The 14,034-nt window shown below is 68.1% G+C and carries 17 protein-coding genes; 8 read left to right on the forward strand and 9 right to left on the reverse strand.

Annotated features, from left to right (window positions below; translation table 11 throughout):
• Window positions 1–104 precede the first annotated feature (104 nt).
• The gene (locus Q0309_RS03805) at window positions 105–386 is read left to right on the forward strand and encodes a BrnT family toxin (RefSeq protein ID WP_299437618.1); all 282 of its coding nucleotides are present in this window, start codon (window positions 105–107) and stop codon (window positions 384–386) included.
• The gene (locus Q0309_RS03810; protein ID WP_299437620.1) at window positions 373–645 is read left to right on the forward strand and encodes a BrnA antitoxin family protein; all 273 of its coding nucleotides are present in this window, start codon (window positions 373–375) and stop codon (window positions 643–645) included. The genes Q0309_RS03805 and Q0309_RS03810 overlap by 14 nt, the downstream gene beginning before the upstream one ends.
• 269 nt (window positions 646–914) lie before the next feature.
• Here the strand turns inward: Q0309_RS03810 and Q0309_RS03815 are convergent, their stop codons facing one another.
• The 7 genes from Q0309_RS03815 to fabD form a co-directional block, all read right to left on the reverse strand.
• Window positions 915–1,271: a TraR/DksA family transcriptional regulator gene (locus tag Q0309_RS03815; RefSeq protein ID WP_299437622.1), complete on the reverse strand. Its 357-nt coding sequence runs from the start codon at window positions 1,269–1,271 to the stop codon at window positions 915–917.
• A 157-nt stretch (window positions 1,272–1,428) separates the two neighbouring features.
• Entirely contained in the window at window positions 1,429–2,574 is a 1,146-nt protein-coding gene (locus tag Q0309_RS03820) for a glycosyltransferase family 1 protein (protein WP_299437624.1), read from the reverse strand.
• A gap of 59 nt (window positions 2,575–2,633) precedes the next feature.
• Window positions 2,634–3,698, reverse strand: coding sequence for an endolytic transglycosylase MltG (gene mltG, locus Q0309_RS03825; RefSeq protein WP_299437626.1), 1,065 nt, complete (start codon window positions 3,696–3,698; stop codon window positions 2,634–2,636).
• An 8-nt stretch (window positions 3,699–3,706) separates the two neighbouring features.
• On the reverse strand, window positions 3,707–4,981 hold the full coding sequence (fabF, locus tag Q0309_RS03830) for a beta-ketoacyl-ACP synthase II (protein WP_299437628.1): 1,275 nt from the start codon (window positions 4,979–4,981) through the stop codon (window positions 3,707–3,709).
• A gap of 136 nt (window positions 4,982–5,117) precedes the next feature.
• The gene (locus Q0309_RS03835) at window positions 5,118–5,354 is read right to left on the reverse strand and encodes an acyl carrier protein (protein WP_299437630.1); all 237 of its coding nucleotides are present in this window, start codon (window positions 5,352–5,354) and stop codon (window positions 5,118–5,120) included.
• A gap of 277 nt (window positions 5,355–5,631) precedes the next feature.
• The gene (gene fabG / locus Q0309_RS03840; RefSeq protein ID WP_299437632.1) at window positions 5,632–6,372 is read right to left on the reverse strand and encodes a 3-oxoacyl-[acyl-carrier-protein] reductase; all 741 of its coding nucleotides are present in this window, start codon (window positions 6,370–6,372) and stop codon (window positions 5,632–5,634) included.
• 19 nt (window positions 6,373–6,391) lie between these two features.
• On the reverse strand, window positions 6,392–7,369 hold the full coding sequence (fabD, locus tag Q0309_RS03845; RefSeq protein WP_299437634.1) for an ACP S-malonyltransferase: 978 nt from the start codon (window positions 7,367–7,369) through the stop codon (window positions 6,392–6,394).
• A 417-nt stretch (window positions 7,370–7,786) separates the two neighbouring features.
• On the opposite strand from fabD, the gene rpsF reads away from it, so the two are divergent.
• Genes rpsF through rplI form a run of 4 tightly spaced genes read left to right on the forward strand, consistent with a single transcriptional unit; the run spans window position 7,787 to window position 10,170 of the window.
• Entirely contained in the window at window positions 7,787–8,284 is a 498-nt protein-coding gene (gene rpsF, locus Q0309_RS03850; RefSeq protein WP_299437636.1) for a 30S ribosomal protein S6, read from the forward strand.
• Between the two features lie 2 nt (window positions 8,285–8,286).
• Entirely contained in the window at window positions 8,287–8,517 is a 231-nt protein-coding gene (rpsR, locus tag Q0309_RS03855) for a 30S ribosomal protein S18 (RefSeq protein ID WP_092784960.1), read from the forward strand.
• A 58-nt stretch (window positions 8,518–8,575) separates the two neighbouring features.
• Window positions 8,576–9,556: a DUF2232 domain-containing protein gene (locus Q0309_RS03860; protein WP_299437642.1), complete on the forward strand. Its 981-nt coding sequence runs from the start codon at window positions 8,576–8,578 to the stop codon at window positions 9,554–9,556.
• Window positions 9,556–10,170 (forward strand): 50S ribosomal protein L9, encoded by a 615-nt coding sequence (gene rplI, locus Q0309_RS03865; RefSeq protein ID WP_299437644.1) that lies wholly within the window; start codon window positions 9,556–9,558, stop codon window positions 10,168–10,170. The genes Q0309_RS03860 and rplI overlap by 1 nt, the downstream gene beginning before the upstream one ends.
• A 100-nt stretch (window positions 10,171–10,270) precedes the next feature.
• On the opposite strand, the gene Q0309_RS03870 is transcribed toward rplI, so the two are convergent.
• A complete protein-coding gene (locus Q0309_RS03870; RefSeq protein ID WP_299437646.1) occupies window positions 10,271–10,876 on the reverse strand; it encodes a superoxide dismutase family protein in 606 nt (201 codons plus the stop codon).
• A gap of 250 nt (window positions 10,877–11,126) precedes the next feature.
• Between Q0309_RS03870 and Q0309_RS03875 the strand changes: the two genes are divergently transcribed.
• The gene (locus Q0309_RS03875) at window positions 11,127–11,909 is read left to right on the forward strand and encodes a 3-hydroxybutyrate dehydrogenase (protein WP_299437648.1); all 783 of its coding nucleotides are present in this window, start codon (window positions 11,127–11,129) and stop codon (window positions 11,907–11,909) included.
• A 235-nt stretch (window positions 11,910–12,144) separates the two neighbouring features.
• On the opposite strand, the gene grxD is transcribed toward Q0309_RS03875, so the two are convergent.
• Window positions 12,145–12,486 (reverse strand): Grx4 family monothiol glutaredoxin, encoded by a 342-nt coding sequence (gene grxD / locus Q0309_RS03880; protein WP_299437652.1) that lies wholly within the window; start codon window positions 12,484–12,486, stop codon window positions 12,145–12,147.
• Window positions 12,487–12,742: 256 nt separating this feature from the next.
• Between grxD and Q0309_RS03885 the strand changes: the two genes are divergently transcribed.
• A complete protein-coding gene (locus tag Q0309_RS03885; RefSeq protein WP_299437650.1) occupies window positions 12,743–13,858 on the forward strand; it encodes a hypothetical protein in 1,116 nt (371 codons plus the stop codon).
• The last annotated feature ends 176 nt before the right edge of the window (window positions 13,859–14,034 follow it).

The raw sequence follows: 14,034 nt of genomic DNA on the forward strand, positions 1-14,034 counted from the left end.
ATCAACCTGTGCGTCGTCCGCCGCGGGCGCGGCGGTCAGACGCACCCTACGGCTTGCCGTCGGGGAGGTTTGTCGTTATGTTTTTGTAAGGACACCGCGCGACCATGGAGGACGATGACTGGACGTGGGATCCGGCTAAGGCGGCAAGGAACAAGGCCAAACACAGTGTCAGTTTCGCGCTCGCCGTCAGGGTTTTCGACGATCCCCTCCACCTGACGACAGAAGATCCTGAACCGTCGGAGGCTCGATACCGGACTCTGGGCGCGGTCGGCACCACGGTCCTTTTCGTGGTCCACACATGGCCATTGAACGACCGTCCCGGCCGGATCATCAGCGCGCGCAAGGCAACGCCACGGGAAAGGCGCATCTATCATGACCACGCCTGACAAACTCTCCCCGGACCACCAGACCGAACTGAAGGCGCTGGAAGACATGCCGGACGACGCCATCGACACGACCGACATCCCCGAGGCCACCGAATGGGCGGGCGCCCGGCGCGGCGCCCTGTACCGTCCGGTCAAGCGGCAGGTCACGATCCGGCTCGACGCGGACATTATCGCGTGGTTCCAGGCCGGCGGAGCGCAAGGCTACCAGTCCCGCATCAACGCCGCCCTGCGGGAGTACATCGCCCGGCATGGGGAGTGAGGGGAGGCATAGCATTCGCGGTGCGTCGCCCGCCGCATTCGCGGCGGTCAGACGCACCCTACGGCTTGCTGGGGGTGGGGGATTCGGAACACCGTAGGGTGCGTCTGCGCCGAAAGGCGCGACGCACCATCAGCCGGTGCGTCGTCCGCCGCAGTCGCGGCGGTCAGACGCACCCTACGGGGTGACGATCAGCCGTGGCGCGGCGGTGGTCCGGCCTCCTCGTCCCTCCCCCACGGCCCGAGCCAGCGCCGGGTCTCGGCGCGCCCCCCTCACGACCGCGCCGCGTTGGCGCAGCGGATGCACAACGGCACGGCCGGGTCGAACGCCAGCCGCCGCGCGGCGATGTCGTCGCCGCAGTGGACACAGATGCCGTAGTCGCCCGTCTCCAGGCGCTCAAGGGCGGCGTCGATCCGCTTGAGTTCCACCTGGCGCCGCCGTTCCGTTTCCTGCGCCATGGCCTGCTGCTGCAACGCGTCCATGCGCGACAGCCGGCCCATGGCCGTGTCGCCGGCGTCCACGGTGGCCCGGTCGGCGACCGTGCTCGCCTCGTCGGCCAGCACCTCCGCGCGGTGAGCCACCAGGCGGTCTCGCAGGGCCTGCGTGTCCAGGTCGGTCCGCTTGGTCAAGGCTGTCCTCCCGTGCCCTCGAGATGCGCAACCAGACTCGGCCCGCACCCGTGAAGTGGCGGGGCGGGGCCGGTCACCACAGAATTCTTGACAGAAGCATGACACGGCGCGGGCGCCGTGGCCAATGGATTTGGTCCCGATCGACGCCCGCGCCACCCTATCGGCGCGTGTCGGGCGCGGCGGGTTGCATCCGCTCGGCCTCGAAGTCCAGGTCGAGGTGCAGATCGAACGCCAGGTCGCGGTCCCAGTCATCCGGGCCGCGCGCGGGCAACAGGGCGGCCTCGGGGATCGGCGCCAGCGCGTCCAGGAACTGGGCGGCCACGGCGGTCCATCCATGCCGCAGGGCAAATGCGCGGCAGGCGGCCCGGTCCAGGTCGAGCGCCGTCAGGGCCGCGCGCCGCAGATCGTCGTCAAGCACGCCGACCGGGTGTTCCGGAGCGGCGCCAGCCAGCACGTCGCGCGGTCCGGCCACGGGAAAGGCGGCCACCGGCAGGCCGCAGGCCAGGGCCTCCAGCAGCACCAGCCCGAACGTGTCGGTCAGGCTGGGGAAGACCAGCGCGTCGGCCGCCGAGTAGCAACGGGCGATGGCCTCGTCGTCCGCCGGCTGAGTAAAAAACACATCGGAATAGCGCCGCCGCAACCCGTCCAGGGCCGGTCCCACGCCCGCCACGACCTTCGATCCCGGCAGGTCCAGGTCCAGGAACGCCGGCAGGTTCTTTTCCACCGCGATGCGGCCGAGGAACAGGAAGATCGGCCGGGGCAGATGGGCGAACGGGGCGTTCCCCGCGTCCTCCATGGGACGGAAGATGGCGGTGTCGACACCGTGCGACCACAAAACGAGCCGTTGCAGGCCGCGCCGCTCCAGTTCGGCGTGGATCGAGGCGGTGGGCACCAGAACCCGCGTTGCCGGCCGGTGCACGTGACGCATCCACCCATAGAGCCAGGACAGCGGCGTGCGGAACCGGGTATGCACGTATTCAGGAAAGCGCGTGTGGTAGGCGGTGGTGAACGGCCAGCCCCAGCCCAGGCAGATGCGACGCGCCGCCAGACCCAGGGGACCCTCGGTGGCGATATGCACGGCGTCGGGGCGGAAGGCGGCCAGCATCCGCCGCACCTTGCGGCGGGGGCCTACGGCGAGGCGGATATCGGGATAGGTGGGCAGGGGCACCGAGCGGAAGGCGTTCGGCTCGATCACGGCCACGGTGTGTCCGTCCGCCTCCAGGGCACGACGAACCGCTTCGATCACCCGCACGACCCCGTTGATCTGGGGCCGCCAGGCATCCGTGACGATACAGATGCGCACGGTCTCGGTATCCCCTGCTGCCGCCGTCCCCCACGCGCCCGGCGGCTGGCGGTGCGGTGCTAATCGTCTGTCTGGCGCTGCTCACGCAGGAAGCGGCGCCAGGCCCGCACGTTGCGATTGTGCTCGGCCAGCGTGCGGGCGAAGGCATGGCCGCCGCTGCCGTCGGCGACGAAGAACAGGTCCTCGGTCTCCTTCGGGTTCAGGACGGCGGCGATGGTGTCCCGCCCGGGATTGCAGATCGGCCCCGGCGGAAGGCCGTCGATCACGTACGTATTATAGGGCGTTGGCTCGCGCAGGTCGGAGCGGGTCAGGCCCCGGCCCAACACGCCGGACGGCTCCAGCCCATAGATCACCGTCGGGTCCGACTGCAGGCGCATTCCCCGGCGCAGCCGATTGACGAACACGCCGGCGATATGCGCCTTTTCCGACGTGAGGCCGGTTTCCTTCTCGACGATCGAGGCGAGGATCAACGCCTCCTCGGGCGTGTCGTAGGGCAGCCCCTCGACCCGTGTCGGCCACAACTCGACCAGCGTCTCCTCCATCGCGGCCATCATGCGGCGGATGAGCGCGTCCCGGCTGTCGCCGCGCGTGAAGTGATAGGTCTCGGGCAGAAGGGAGCCCTCGTTCGGGCGTAGCGTGATCTCGCCGTCCAGGCCCTCCGTCGCGCCCACCAGGGCCAGCACGCGTTCGGTGGTCATGCCTTCGGCCACCGTCACCCGGTGGGCGATGACATCGCCCCGGGTCAGGATGTCCAGGGCGCCTCGGGGCGTGACGGCGACATCGAACCGGTACTCGCCCGCCTTCAGGTCGCGGGCGCGATCGGCCAGGCGGGCGCCGATCTCGAACAACTGCGGATCGCGGATGACGCCGGCCTCGGCCAGGGTTTCGGCGATGGTGGCCAGGCCCTCGCCCTGGGTCACCACGACCGTCGTGGGGCTCGTCAGCGGGCCGGGCGTGTCGAAATGGTCCTCCAGGAAACGCCAGCCGGCGTAGGCGACCACCACGACCAGCCCCACCAGCAGCGACAGCGAGGTGACCACGGCGCGGACCCAGCCCCCTCCGCCGGGCGGGCGCTTCGGCGGCGGGCGCTCCGTCTCCTGTCCGGGCTGGGTGCCGTGTTCCATGGGCGCGCTCAGGGGGCCGCGCCGACGATCAGACAGGCGTTGGTGCCGCCGAATCCGAAGCTGTTCGACAGGGCGTGCCGGACGGCGCGCTCCTTCGCCACCTTGGGCACCAGATCCAGGTCGCAGCCCTCGGTGGGGTTCTCCAGGTTGAGCGTCGGCGGCACCACGCCGTTGACCACGGCCAGGATGGCATAGATGGCCTCGACGCTGCCGGCCGCGCCCAACAGGTGGCCGATGGCCGACTTGGTCGACGACATGGACAGCGCGTGGGCGTGGTCGCCGAACAGACGCTTGACCGCATCGTGCTCGATCTTGTCACCCAGTTCCGTCGAGGTGCCGTGGGCGTTGATGTAGTCGATGTCCTCGGGGTTGAGTCCGGCATTGCGCAGGGCACCCCGCATGGCGCGGTAACCGCCGTTGCCGTCCTCGGCGGGGGCGGTGATATGGTAGGCATCGCCGCTCAGGCCGTAGCCCTTGATCTCGGCGTAAATGCGCGCGCCGCGCGCCTTGGCGTGCTCGTACTCCTCCAGCACGACGATGCCTGCGCCCTCGCCCATGACGAAGCCGTCGCGGTCGCGGTCCCAGGGGCGCGAGGCCTCGGTCGGGCGGTCGTTGAACCCGGTCGACAGCGCCTTGGCCGAGCAGAAGCCGGCCATGCCGATGCGGCAGATGGCGGCCTCGGCGCCGCCGGCGACCATCACGTCAGCGTCGCCGAACATGATCATGCGGCTGGCGTCACCGATGGCGTGGGCTCCGGTCGAGCAGGCGGTCACCACGGCGTGGTTCGGCCCCTTGAAGCCGTGCCGGATGGAGACGTGGCCGGAGACCAGGTTGATCAGGTTGGACGGGATGAAGAACGGGCTGATCTTGCGCGGGCCGTGCTTGTGCAGCGTCACGGCGCCCTCGGCGATGCCCTGCAGGCCGCCGATACCGGAGCCGATGATGACGCCGGTGCGCTCCTGGTCCTCGTCCGTCTCGGGTTTCCAACCGGAATCCGCGACCGCGTCGTCCGCCGCCTTCAGGCCGTAGACGATGAACTCGTCCATGCGGCGGCGCAGTTTGGCGTCGGCCCCCATGTCAGGGTGAAAGGCCGCCGGATCGTCGTCCTGGCCGCGATCGGCGCGCGGAACCAGGCCCGCCACCCGTGACGGAAGGTCGGAGACGTCCATGTGCTCGATGGCCCGAAGGCCCGACGTTCCGTTCGTGATCCGCTCCCAGTTGTGCGCCACGCCCACGCCCAACGGGGTCACCATGCCCAGTCCGGTGACGACGACTCGTCTCATTGCCCCTGCCATGTCTGGTCGATCTGTCCCTCGGGTACCGCAAGCCCGCGCGAGCGGAGTCGCGCGACTCCGACCCCGTTGGGCCAGCGCCCGGCCACTGCCCGCACCGCGACGCGTGGCCCGGCGCGCCAGTGCCTTACTTGGTGTTTTCGTTGATGAACTCGATGGCGTCCTTGACCGTCAGGATCTTCTCGGCCGCGTCATCGGGGATCTCGCACTGGAACTCTTCCTCGAAGGCCATGACCAGTTCGACGGTATCCAGGCTGTCGGCGCCCAGATCGTCGATGAAACTGGCGTTCTCGGTAACCTTGGCCTCGTCGACGCCCAGGTGCTCGACCACGATTTTCTTCACGCGCTCGGCGACATCGCTCATCTTGCTTCGTCCTTGAATGGTCTTAGGGGGATTTGGATCCGTATGGAGTCCGTTTTCGGGGGTGGATGTTCGGCGGGTTCGGCTGTCCCGTGCGGGTGGAGCCGACAATCCCGCGCCCGGATGGCCTGATGCCTCCAGAGGCGGCGCCGGTCCGCACGGAAACCGTCAACGGAGCGTGCGCGCCAGCCGACCGAGAGGCGGTTCCTAGCATATTCACCCCCGCTTGGCCAGCAATCCCGGGCGCCGGTTTGGCGGCTGTCCGCCGTCCCGGTCGGGTTCAGATCATCGCCATGCCGCCGTTGACGTGCAGGGTCTGGCCGGTGACGTAGGCCGCCTCGGCGCTGGCCAGGTAGACGACGGCGGCGGCGATATCCTCGCCGCGCCCCATGGCACCGGCCGGGATGGCACCCAGCAGGCGGTTCTTCTGGTCGTCGGACAGGGCATCGGTCATGGCCGAGGTGATGAAGCCCGGCGCCACGCAGTTCACGGTGATGCCGCGCGGAGCCACCTCGCCGGCCAGCGACTTGGTCATGCCGATCAGGCCGGCCTTGGAGGCGGCGTAGTTGGCCTGACCCGGATTGCCGGTCACGCCGACGATGGAGGTGATGGAGATGATCCGCCCCCAGCGCCGCTTCATCATGCCCTTCAGCGCGGCGCGCGACAGGCGGAAGGCGGCGGTCAGGTTCACGTCCAGCACGTCGGACCACTCGGCGTCCTTCATGCGCATGGCCAGACCGTCGCGGGTCAGGCCGGCGTTGTTGACGAGGATGTCGAGGCCCGCGCCGGCGGCGTCCTCGGCGGCCGCCACCAGCCCGTTGACGGCGTCGGCGTCGGACAGGTTGCAGGGGACCACGACGGCCCGCGAACCCAGGTCGGCGGCCAGCGCGTCGAGGGCCTCGCGGCGCGTGCCGGACAGGGCAACCGTCGCACCCCGCTCGTGCAGGGCGCGGGCGATGGCGCCGCCGATGCCGCCGGACGCGCCGGTCACCAGCGCGGTCTTGCCGGTCAGATCAAACATGCGATGGAGTCCTTTTCCCTCAAACCTCGCGCGCGGGCGCCTGAAGGTCCTTCAGGAATGCCTCCACCTGGACCGGCGTTTCGATGGCCACGCCGCTCAGGCCGCGGTCGATGCGCTTGGCCAGCCCGGACAGAACCTTGCCGGCGCCGAGTTCGACCAGCGTCTCGACCCCGTTGTCCTTCATGAACAGCACGCTCTCGCGCCAGCGCACGGCGCCGGTGACCTGTTCGATCAGGCGAGTGCGAATCTCCTCGGGGTCGGTGACGGTGCTGGCGAGCACATTGGCCACCAGGGCCGGGGACGGCGCGGCCATCGACACGTCGGCCAACGCCTCGCGCATGGCCTCGGCCGCCGGAGCCATCAGGGCGCAGTGGAACGGCGCGCTGACCGGCAGCATAACGGCGCGTTTGGCGCCCCGGTCGGCCGCCACCTCGACCGCCAGCTTGACGGCCTCGGTATGGCCGGACACCACCACCTGGCCCGGAGCGTTGTCGTTGGCGGCGGTGCACACGCGGTCGCCCGCCACTTCGGCGGCGATGGCTTGGGCGGCGTCGACGTCCAGGCCGAGCAGCGCGGCCATCGCCCCCTGCCCGACCGGCACGGCGCGCTGCATGGCCTGGCCCCGGGCCTTCAGCAGGCGGGCCGTGTCGGCCAGCGAGAACGTGCCGGCGGCGGCCAGCGCCGAATACTCCCCGAGAGAATGCCCGGCGACGAACCGCGCCGTGTCGGCCAGACGAATCCCGCCCTCGCGTTCCAGCACGCGGACCACGGCCATGGACACGGCCATCAGCGCGGGCTGGGCGTTTTCGGTGAGGGTCAGGGTCTCCAGCGGTCCCTCGCGCATCAACCGCCACAGCGGCTGCGACAGCGCGTCGTCGACCTCCTCGTAGACCTCACGTGCCACGCCAAAGGTTTCCGCGAGGGCCTGTCCCATCCCCACGGCCTGGGAACCCTGCCCCGGAAAGACGAACGCCCGCGTCTGGCTCGCCTGCGTCATTGCTCGTCGATCTCCCTCACACGAAATGTGCCCCCCAAAGGGTGATGCGCCGCCGCGCGGCGTGCGGATCTCCACGCCGTCTCCTCCCCGGTCATCGCCCCACCGCGATCCCCGGGGGCAGCCGAAAAGGCGCGAGAATCAGGCCCCTGGCCGGTGACAGCCGGTCTCTTCGCATATGCGGTGGGCGGCACAGTGTGAAACCGTGTAACACTTGTCAAGCGTCCCTTGCACCGGCGGCGGCGATGTGTATAGTGCAGCCTCTTTCCGACCCGCCGGCACCGTCGGCGGGCGGGTTTCTGTTGGGCCGGCGCAGGCCGGCCCGCAACCCTTGCCGGCATGGGCCGGCTATGCCTGTCGAACGCCGTGGGGTGCCCACGCGTTCCCGGGCTGAGACAAGCCAAAAGGGACAGTCGCACCATGGGATTGTACGAGACCGTGGTGATCGCCCGACAGGATCTGTCCGCCAACCAGGTTGACCAGGTGGCGGACCAGATCACGGAGGTGATCACCGAAGGCGGTGGCAAGGTCACCAAAAAGGAATACTGGGGCCTGCGCGGCCTGGCCTTTCGGATGAAGAAGAACCGCAAAGGCCACTACCTCATGCTGAACGTGGACGCGCCACCGCCGGCCCTGCACGAGGCCGAGCGCCGCCTGCGCCTGAACGAGGACATCCTGCGCTACATGAGCATCCGCGTCGAGGCGCTGGAAGAGGGCCCGTCGATCATGATGCAGAAGCCCGAACGCGGTGACCGCCCCGAACGTGGCGATCGCGGCGACCGTGGCGATCGCGGTGGGCGGCGTGATCGCGGCGACCGGGGCGACCGGGGCGACCGGGGTGATCGCGGCGACCGGCCGCGCCGCCAGGATGCGCGCGGCGAGGCCCGGCAAGAGGCCCGGCAAGAAGGAGGAGCCTGATCATGGCGCGACGTCCGTTCTTCCGCCGGCGCAAGACCTGCCCGTTCTCGGGCGCCAACGCGCCGAAGATCGACTACAAGGACATCCGGCTGCTGTCGCGGTACGTGTCCGAGCGGGGCAAGATCGTGCCCAGCCGCATCACGGCCGTCTCGGCCAAGAAGCAGCGGGAACTGGCCCGGGCCATCAAGCGCGCCCGGTTTCTTGGCCTGCTGCCCTACGTGATCCGGCAGTAACGGCGGCGGCGCCGGCGCCGATGTCGGTGCGGGCACCACGGCTAGGGGCTTCCCGGTCATGCTTCAGACGGTTCCGCTCGCCATCGCCGCCGGCATCGCCGGGGCGCTGCTCCAGGCCTTCATGCTGGCTCTAGGGCCGGTCGTGGGCGCACTGCCGTGGTTCCTCGCGCCGGTGCCGCTGGTGGCCGTCGGATTGGCGCGCGGCACGGCCGCCGGCGCGGTGGCCGGGCTTGCCGGCGCGGTGGCGTTCGGGGGGCTCAGCCTCTCGCCGGCCGCCGCCGGACTGTACGTGATCATGGATGCGCTGCCAGCGGTGGTGATCGTTGCGTTGGCGCTGCGGCCGGCCCCGGATGTTGGCAAGCCCGATCCGTCGCGGGTCGAGCACTGGTATCCGCCGGGGCGCATTCTGGCGTGGCTGATGCTGTTTCCGCCCATCCTGATCGCCGCGCTGGCCCTGGTGGCGCCGAGTGAGGGCGGCGGGTTGTTCGGCCTGGTCCGCACGACCGCCGCCGAGGTGCTGGATCGCATGGTCGCGGTCGGCGGGGCCTCGGCTCCGGGACTGGACGAGCAGACCCGGACGGCCATGGTGGACAGCGCGGCGGCGATCGTGCCCGGCGCGCTGGCGCTGTCGTGGGGCATTCGGGCCATGGTCGCCGGAATGCTGGCCCAGGCGCTGGTGCGTCGGCTCGGGCAGGCGCTGCGCCCGTCGCCCGCCTACATCGCGCTGGCCCTGCCGGCCTGGTACGGGCCGGTGTATGGCGTCGCCCTGCTGACGGCGGTGCTGGTGTCGGGCGACGTGGGCTATGTGGCGTGGTCGGCGGTGGTCGGGCTGTCGCTGCCGTTCCTGTTGCTGGGCTTCAAGCTGGTGCACGTGGTGGCGCGGCGGATGCCGCATCCGACCCTGCTGCTGGTCGCGTTTTATATCGTGTTTCTGTCCGTGTCGGCCGTGGGCATCATTGCCATGGTCCTGGCCGGGCTGGTGGAATATTCGGCCACCCTGCGCAGGCGCGCGGCCGGCCGGACATCGGAGGACGAGTGATGGACGTCATTCTGTTGGAACGTGTTGAGAACCTGGGCTTCATGGGCGACGTGGTGAAGGTGCGCCCGGGCTATGCGCGCAACTTCCTGCTGCCGCAGCGCAAGGCGTTGCGCAAGACCGAGGCCAACCTGAAGTACTTCGAGGACCAGAAGGCCGAACTGGAAGCCCGCAACCTGCAGCGCAAGCAGGAGGCCGAACAGGCCGCCGAGCGCATGAACGGCGTCGCCCTGGTGCTGGTGCGTCAGGCCTCCGAGGGCGGCCAGCTGTACGGCTCCGTCAGCGCGCGCGACATCGCCGACGAGCTGAAGGAGCAGGGCTACATGGTGGGCCGCTCGCAGGTGCAGCTCAACACGCCGATCAAGGTCCTCGGCACCACCGAGGTGCGCGTGTCGCTGCATCCCGAGGTGGGCGTGACGGTGCCGGTCACCGTGGCGCGCAGCCTGGAGGAGGCCGAGCGCGCCCAGCAGGCCGCCGAGGCGGGCAGCGCCGAGGACGCCGCCGAAAGCGAAGAGGATCTGGCCTGGGCATCGAACCCCGACGCCGACGAGGCCGACGGGCTGGAGGAGGTGCCGGCGGACCTGGACGAGGACGAGGACACGGCCCCGACCGTGTGACGCGGCTTGGCGTCCGGCTTTCAACACCGAAAACGGGCCGTGGCTCACCTCAGCCAACGGCCCGCTTTCGTTCGACACCTGGCGAGCGTGTGACGCCGGCCTACGCGTCGCCGCTTCGCGTGATGACGCCACAGGCGATGCGGGGTCCCGCCGCGCCGGAGGGCTGGCTTTCGTAGTCGTCGGCGCCCCCATGCATCACCATGGCGCTGCCGTCGTCGTCGAACAGGCCGACCGCATCAAACCAGCTCTTGTCCTGGAAGTCCGGACCCGCGTGGAAAAACTCGACATCGAGCTTGCCGTCCGCGTGCACATGGACGTTCGGCAGATCGCCCGGGTGCGGTCCGCCGGCGACAAGACCATGCTTCATGTCTCCGGCCAGATGCCCGTTGGCGGACTTGAAGCCGGTTGACGCGTCGCAGGCGCCCGTCTCGTGGATATGGAAGCCGTGCACCCCCTCGGGGACGTCGGACGCGCTGGCGACGACGTGGACAACGCCCGACGGAGTCTCGGTGAATTCGACCGTGCCGAGGGTGTTGCCGTCCAGGTCCTTGAGCTCCGCGACGGCCCCTGGAGATGAGGTGGGGCTTTGGGCCGCCTGCGCCTCGGCGCGGGCGAGTTGTTCTTCGCTGGCGGTTCGAAGCTGATAGCCAGCGAACAGCACCGCGCCGACGACAGCGGCGCCGATCACGACAGTCTTCGGCGACATGGGCCTCTCCTTCATTTCGGGTGGCTGACCGGCGGCCCGCAGGGGACCGTCCGGCCCGGCGGATCATTCCCCCTTTGTGAACGAACGCGGGCGACGCCCAAGGGTTCCAACCGCCCGGGCGTTCCCCCCTTGCATCCGGCGGCGCGAACAGGCCAACTCTGCGGGATCGGGACCACATCCCGGCGCGAGACCCCATCCGGCAGAATCCGGCAGACGGCCCATCACACGATCGACAAGGAGAGGACATCCCATGCTGAACGGCAAGACGGCCCTGGTCACCGGCTCCACCAGCGGCATCGGCCTGGGAATCGCCCGCGCCCTGGCCGCGCGCGGCGCCAACATCGTGCTCAACGGGTTCGGCGACCCGGCCGAGATCGAGGCCATCCGCGCCGGCCTGGAAAGCGATCACGGCGTGCGGGCCGTGTTCGTTCACGCCGACCTCGCCAACCCCGACGAGGCTTTCGCCCTGGTGCGCAAGGCGGAAAAGGAACTGGCGCCGGTGGACATCCTGGTCAACAACGCCGGCATCCAGCACACCGACCGCATCGAGGCCTTCCCGCCCGAGAAGTGGGACGCCGTCATCGCCATCAACCTGTCGGCCTGTTTCCACACCACCCGCGCCGCGCTGCCGGGGATGCAGGAGCGCGGCTGGGGACGGATCGTCAACATCGCCTCGGCGCACGGCCTGGTGGCCAGCCCGTTCAAGGCCGCCTACATCGCCGCCAAGCACGGTCTTGTCGGCCTGACCAAGGTCACGGCGCTGGAAAACGCCAAGCAACACATCACGGCCAACGCCATCTGCCCGGGCTGGGTGAAGACGCCGCTGGTGGAAAAGCAGATCGAGGCCCGCGCCGAGGCCGAGGGCCTGTCCATCGAGGAGGCCACCCGCAAACTGCTGGGCGAACGCCAGCCGACGGAACGGTTCGTCACGCCGGAGCAACTGGGCGAACTGGCCGTGTTCCTGTGCAGCGAGGCCGCCGACGGCACCACCGGCGCGGCGTTCCCCATGGACGGTGCGTTCACCACGTGGTGAGGCAGTGCTTGGTGAGGGGGGGGGCACGGCTTTTTTTGTGTCATTGCGAGGAGCGGAGCAACGAAGCAATCCAGGGCAATGGGCGTCGAAAATCGCTCTGGATTGCTTCGCCCTCGTCTGGTGACGAGGGCTCGCAATGACGGGTCTTGGGACGGGTCTTGGACCGGGCCGGTTCCTGTCTCCTTGAGACCGGATGGTCGAGGCAGGCGTCAGGCGAACGGAGCGTGACGCCCCGTCATGCCGGCGCCGTCATGGGCACGCCCTTGTCCTTGAACAGGGCTTGCAACTCGCCGGCCTCGGCCATCTCGCGCACGATATCGCAGCCGCCGACAAACTCGCCCTTGACGTAGAGCTGGGGAATCGTCGGCCAGTTCGAGAAGTCCTTGATCCCCTGGCGGATATCCTCGTCCTCCAGCACGTTCACGCCCTTGTACGTCACGCCCAGGTGGTTGAGGATTTGCGCCACGGCGGCCGAAAACCCGCATTGCGGGAACATGGGCGAGCCCTTCATGTAAAGGACAACGTCGCTGCCGGCAATCTCGTCGCGGATACGGTCGTGGACGGCGGTGTCAGTCATCATCTGGTCTTTCCTGGTGTGGCCAAAGCCCGGAACGGACATAGGACGAAATACGTCCTGATCGGACGTACGGCATATGGCCTTCGGCGTCGGGTCTGTCAACGCAGTGCCGGGGTCGCGGCCAGCCTCTTTCAGCCATGCGACATGGTCCATTTGTACCAGGAAGGCATCTTTTCGCACCGTGCGTTGCCCCATTACGATCTCCTGGAACGCTGCTTCGGAGCAGGGACGCCCCGGACTCATAAGGGAGGCGACAGTGGGACAACATGAACCCAACGAAACGGCGGATACCGCATTCTTTCTCGGCACGCTTGCTTTTCCGGGAGCCGCACCGGACGGCGGTGTCTCAACCAACTTTTACCGATTTGACGATGTAAAAACTTGGTGGGGTTCCGACACCGACTCGGATTTCTATTCATTCACACCCTTCGCCCTGGAAACTGTCCGCATTGACTTTAATATCAGTGAGGTTGGTGACTATTACGCCTACATTGCCGTTTGGCCCCTGAGGGGCGTCTCCGCTGTCGACGGTGTTTGCGTCGCGACGTGGGGCGACAGTAATGCCGTGTTGCCGAACGAAAAGGATATTATCGACGGAACCGTGGAGGGCCTGGTTGACCGGTACGTCGATCGCGGAGCATCAGGCGAAGTCTACATTGACGATCCGTCGCTTCTGGACACGGCGGAATGGACGCTGACCGGAGAGGACGTCGTGTTCCAAGTCCAGGGCATGTTGGCGGTACCAGGTGACGGGCCGGGGGGCGTTTCGGGTGGCGCGGGTATTACCGGGGACTGGAACTTTCTCCCCGTCGACTACACCCTGGACATTCGTCCGGCTCGGGGCACCGATCCCACAGGTGATCCCAACGAGACCGGGGACGGGGGCGGCGGCGATCCCACGCCTGACGACTCGGTTCCTGTTGAGTTCGTCGAAAACGGAATTTACCGGTTCTATAATCCCCAAACCGGCGCCCATTTCTACACCGCTTCATTCGATGAAGCCGAGTCCGTCGCCGCCGCAGGATGGGGTCTGTCCTATGAGGGCGTCGCCTTCAGGAGTACACCGCAGACCGACACCGCCTCCATTCCCTTCTATCGGTTTTTCAATACACAGACGGGAACACATTTCTATACAAGCAGCGAAGCTGAACGTGATTACGTGAACGAGACCTACCCTTGGTTCAGCGACGAAGGCATTGCCTTCTATGTGCACGCAAGGCCGGACAACGATGATACAGCCTTGTTTCGATTTTACAATTCGCAGACGGGCACGCACTTCTACACCGCTGGTGAAGAAGAGCGCGACGTCATCGTGGAAACCTTGCCGCAGTGGTCCTACGAGGGCGTGGCCGCCTACGTTGACGTGGCCTGACGGCCGCCCTCATCCATTCAGCCAGCGCACCGCCTAGTGCACTGATCCAGACAAAAGATGCACCGAGCATCATTTGTCTGGATCGAAAATGCACTAGATTCAAAAAGTTGTGCAGCGACGTTGTAACCGGGGCAAAAGTCCGGGCAGCGGGACTCATAATTGGTTGCGCGCGAATC

Source organism: uncultured Rhodospira sp. (assembly GCF_937138205.1).
Lineage (GTDB): Bacteria > Pseudomonadota > Alphaproteobacteria > Rhodospirillales > Rhodospirillaceae > Rhodospira.

What these genes read in the sequence shown, in the direction of transcription:
- Q0309_RS03805 (WP_299437618.1), top strand. Translation starts at nt 105, where the DNA reads ATGGAGGACGATGACTGGACGTGGGATCCGGCTAAGGCGGCAAGGAAC.
- Q0309_RS03810 (WP_299437620.1), top strand. Translation starts at nt 373, where the DNA reads ATGACCACGCCTGACAAACTCTCCCCGGACCACCAGACCGAACTGAAG.
- mltG (WP_299437626.1), bottom strand. Translation starts at nt 3,698, where the DNA reads ATGGAACACGGCACCCAGCCCGGACAGGAGACGGAGCGCCCGCCGCCG.
- fabF (WP_299437628.1), bottom strand. Translation starts at nt 4,981, where the DNA reads ATGAGACGAGTCGTCGTCACCGGACTGGGCATGGTGACCCCGTTGGGC.
- Q0309_RS03835 (WP_299437630.1), bottom strand. Translation starts at nt 5,354, where the DNA reads ATGAGCGATGTCGCCGAGCGCGTGAAGAAAATCGTGGTCGAGCACCTG.
- fabG (WP_299437632.1), bottom strand. Translation starts at nt 6,372, where the DNA reads ATGTTTGATCTGACCGGCAAGACCGCGCTGGTGACCGGCGCGTCCGGC.
- fabD (WP_299437634.1), bottom strand. Translation starts at nt 7,369, where the DNA reads ATGACGCAGGCGAGCCAGACGCGGGCGTTCGTCTTTCCGGGGCAGGGT.
- rpsF (WP_299437636.1), top strand. Translation starts at nt 7,787, where the DNA reads ATGGGATTGTACGAGACCGTGGTGATCGCCCGACAGGATCTGTCCGCC.
- rpsR (WP_092784960.1), top strand. Translation starts at nt 8,287, where the DNA reads ATGGCGCGACGTCCGTTCTTCCGCCGGCGCAAGACCTGCCCGTTCTCG.
- Q0309_RS03860 (WP_299437642.1), top strand. Translation starts at nt 8,576, where the DNA reads ATGCTTCAGACGGTTCCGCTCGCCATCGCCGCCGGCATCGCCGGGGCG.
- rplI (WP_299437644.1), top strand. Translation starts at nt 9,556, where the DNA reads ATGGACGTCATTCTGTTGGAACGTGTTGAGAACCTGGGCTTCATGGGC.
- Q0309_RS03870 (WP_299437646.1), bottom strand. Translation starts at nt 10,876, where the DNA reads ATGTCGCCGAAGACTGTCGTGATCGGCGCCGCTGTCGTCGGCGCGGTG.
- Q0309_RS03875 (WP_299437648.1), top strand. Translation starts at nt 11,127, where the DNA reads ATGCTGAACGGCAAGACGGCCCTGGTCACCGGCTCCACCAGCGGCATC.
- grxD (WP_299437652.1), bottom strand. Translation starts at nt 12,486, where the DNA reads ATGACTGACACCGCCGTCCACGACCGTATCCGCGACGAGATTGCCGGC.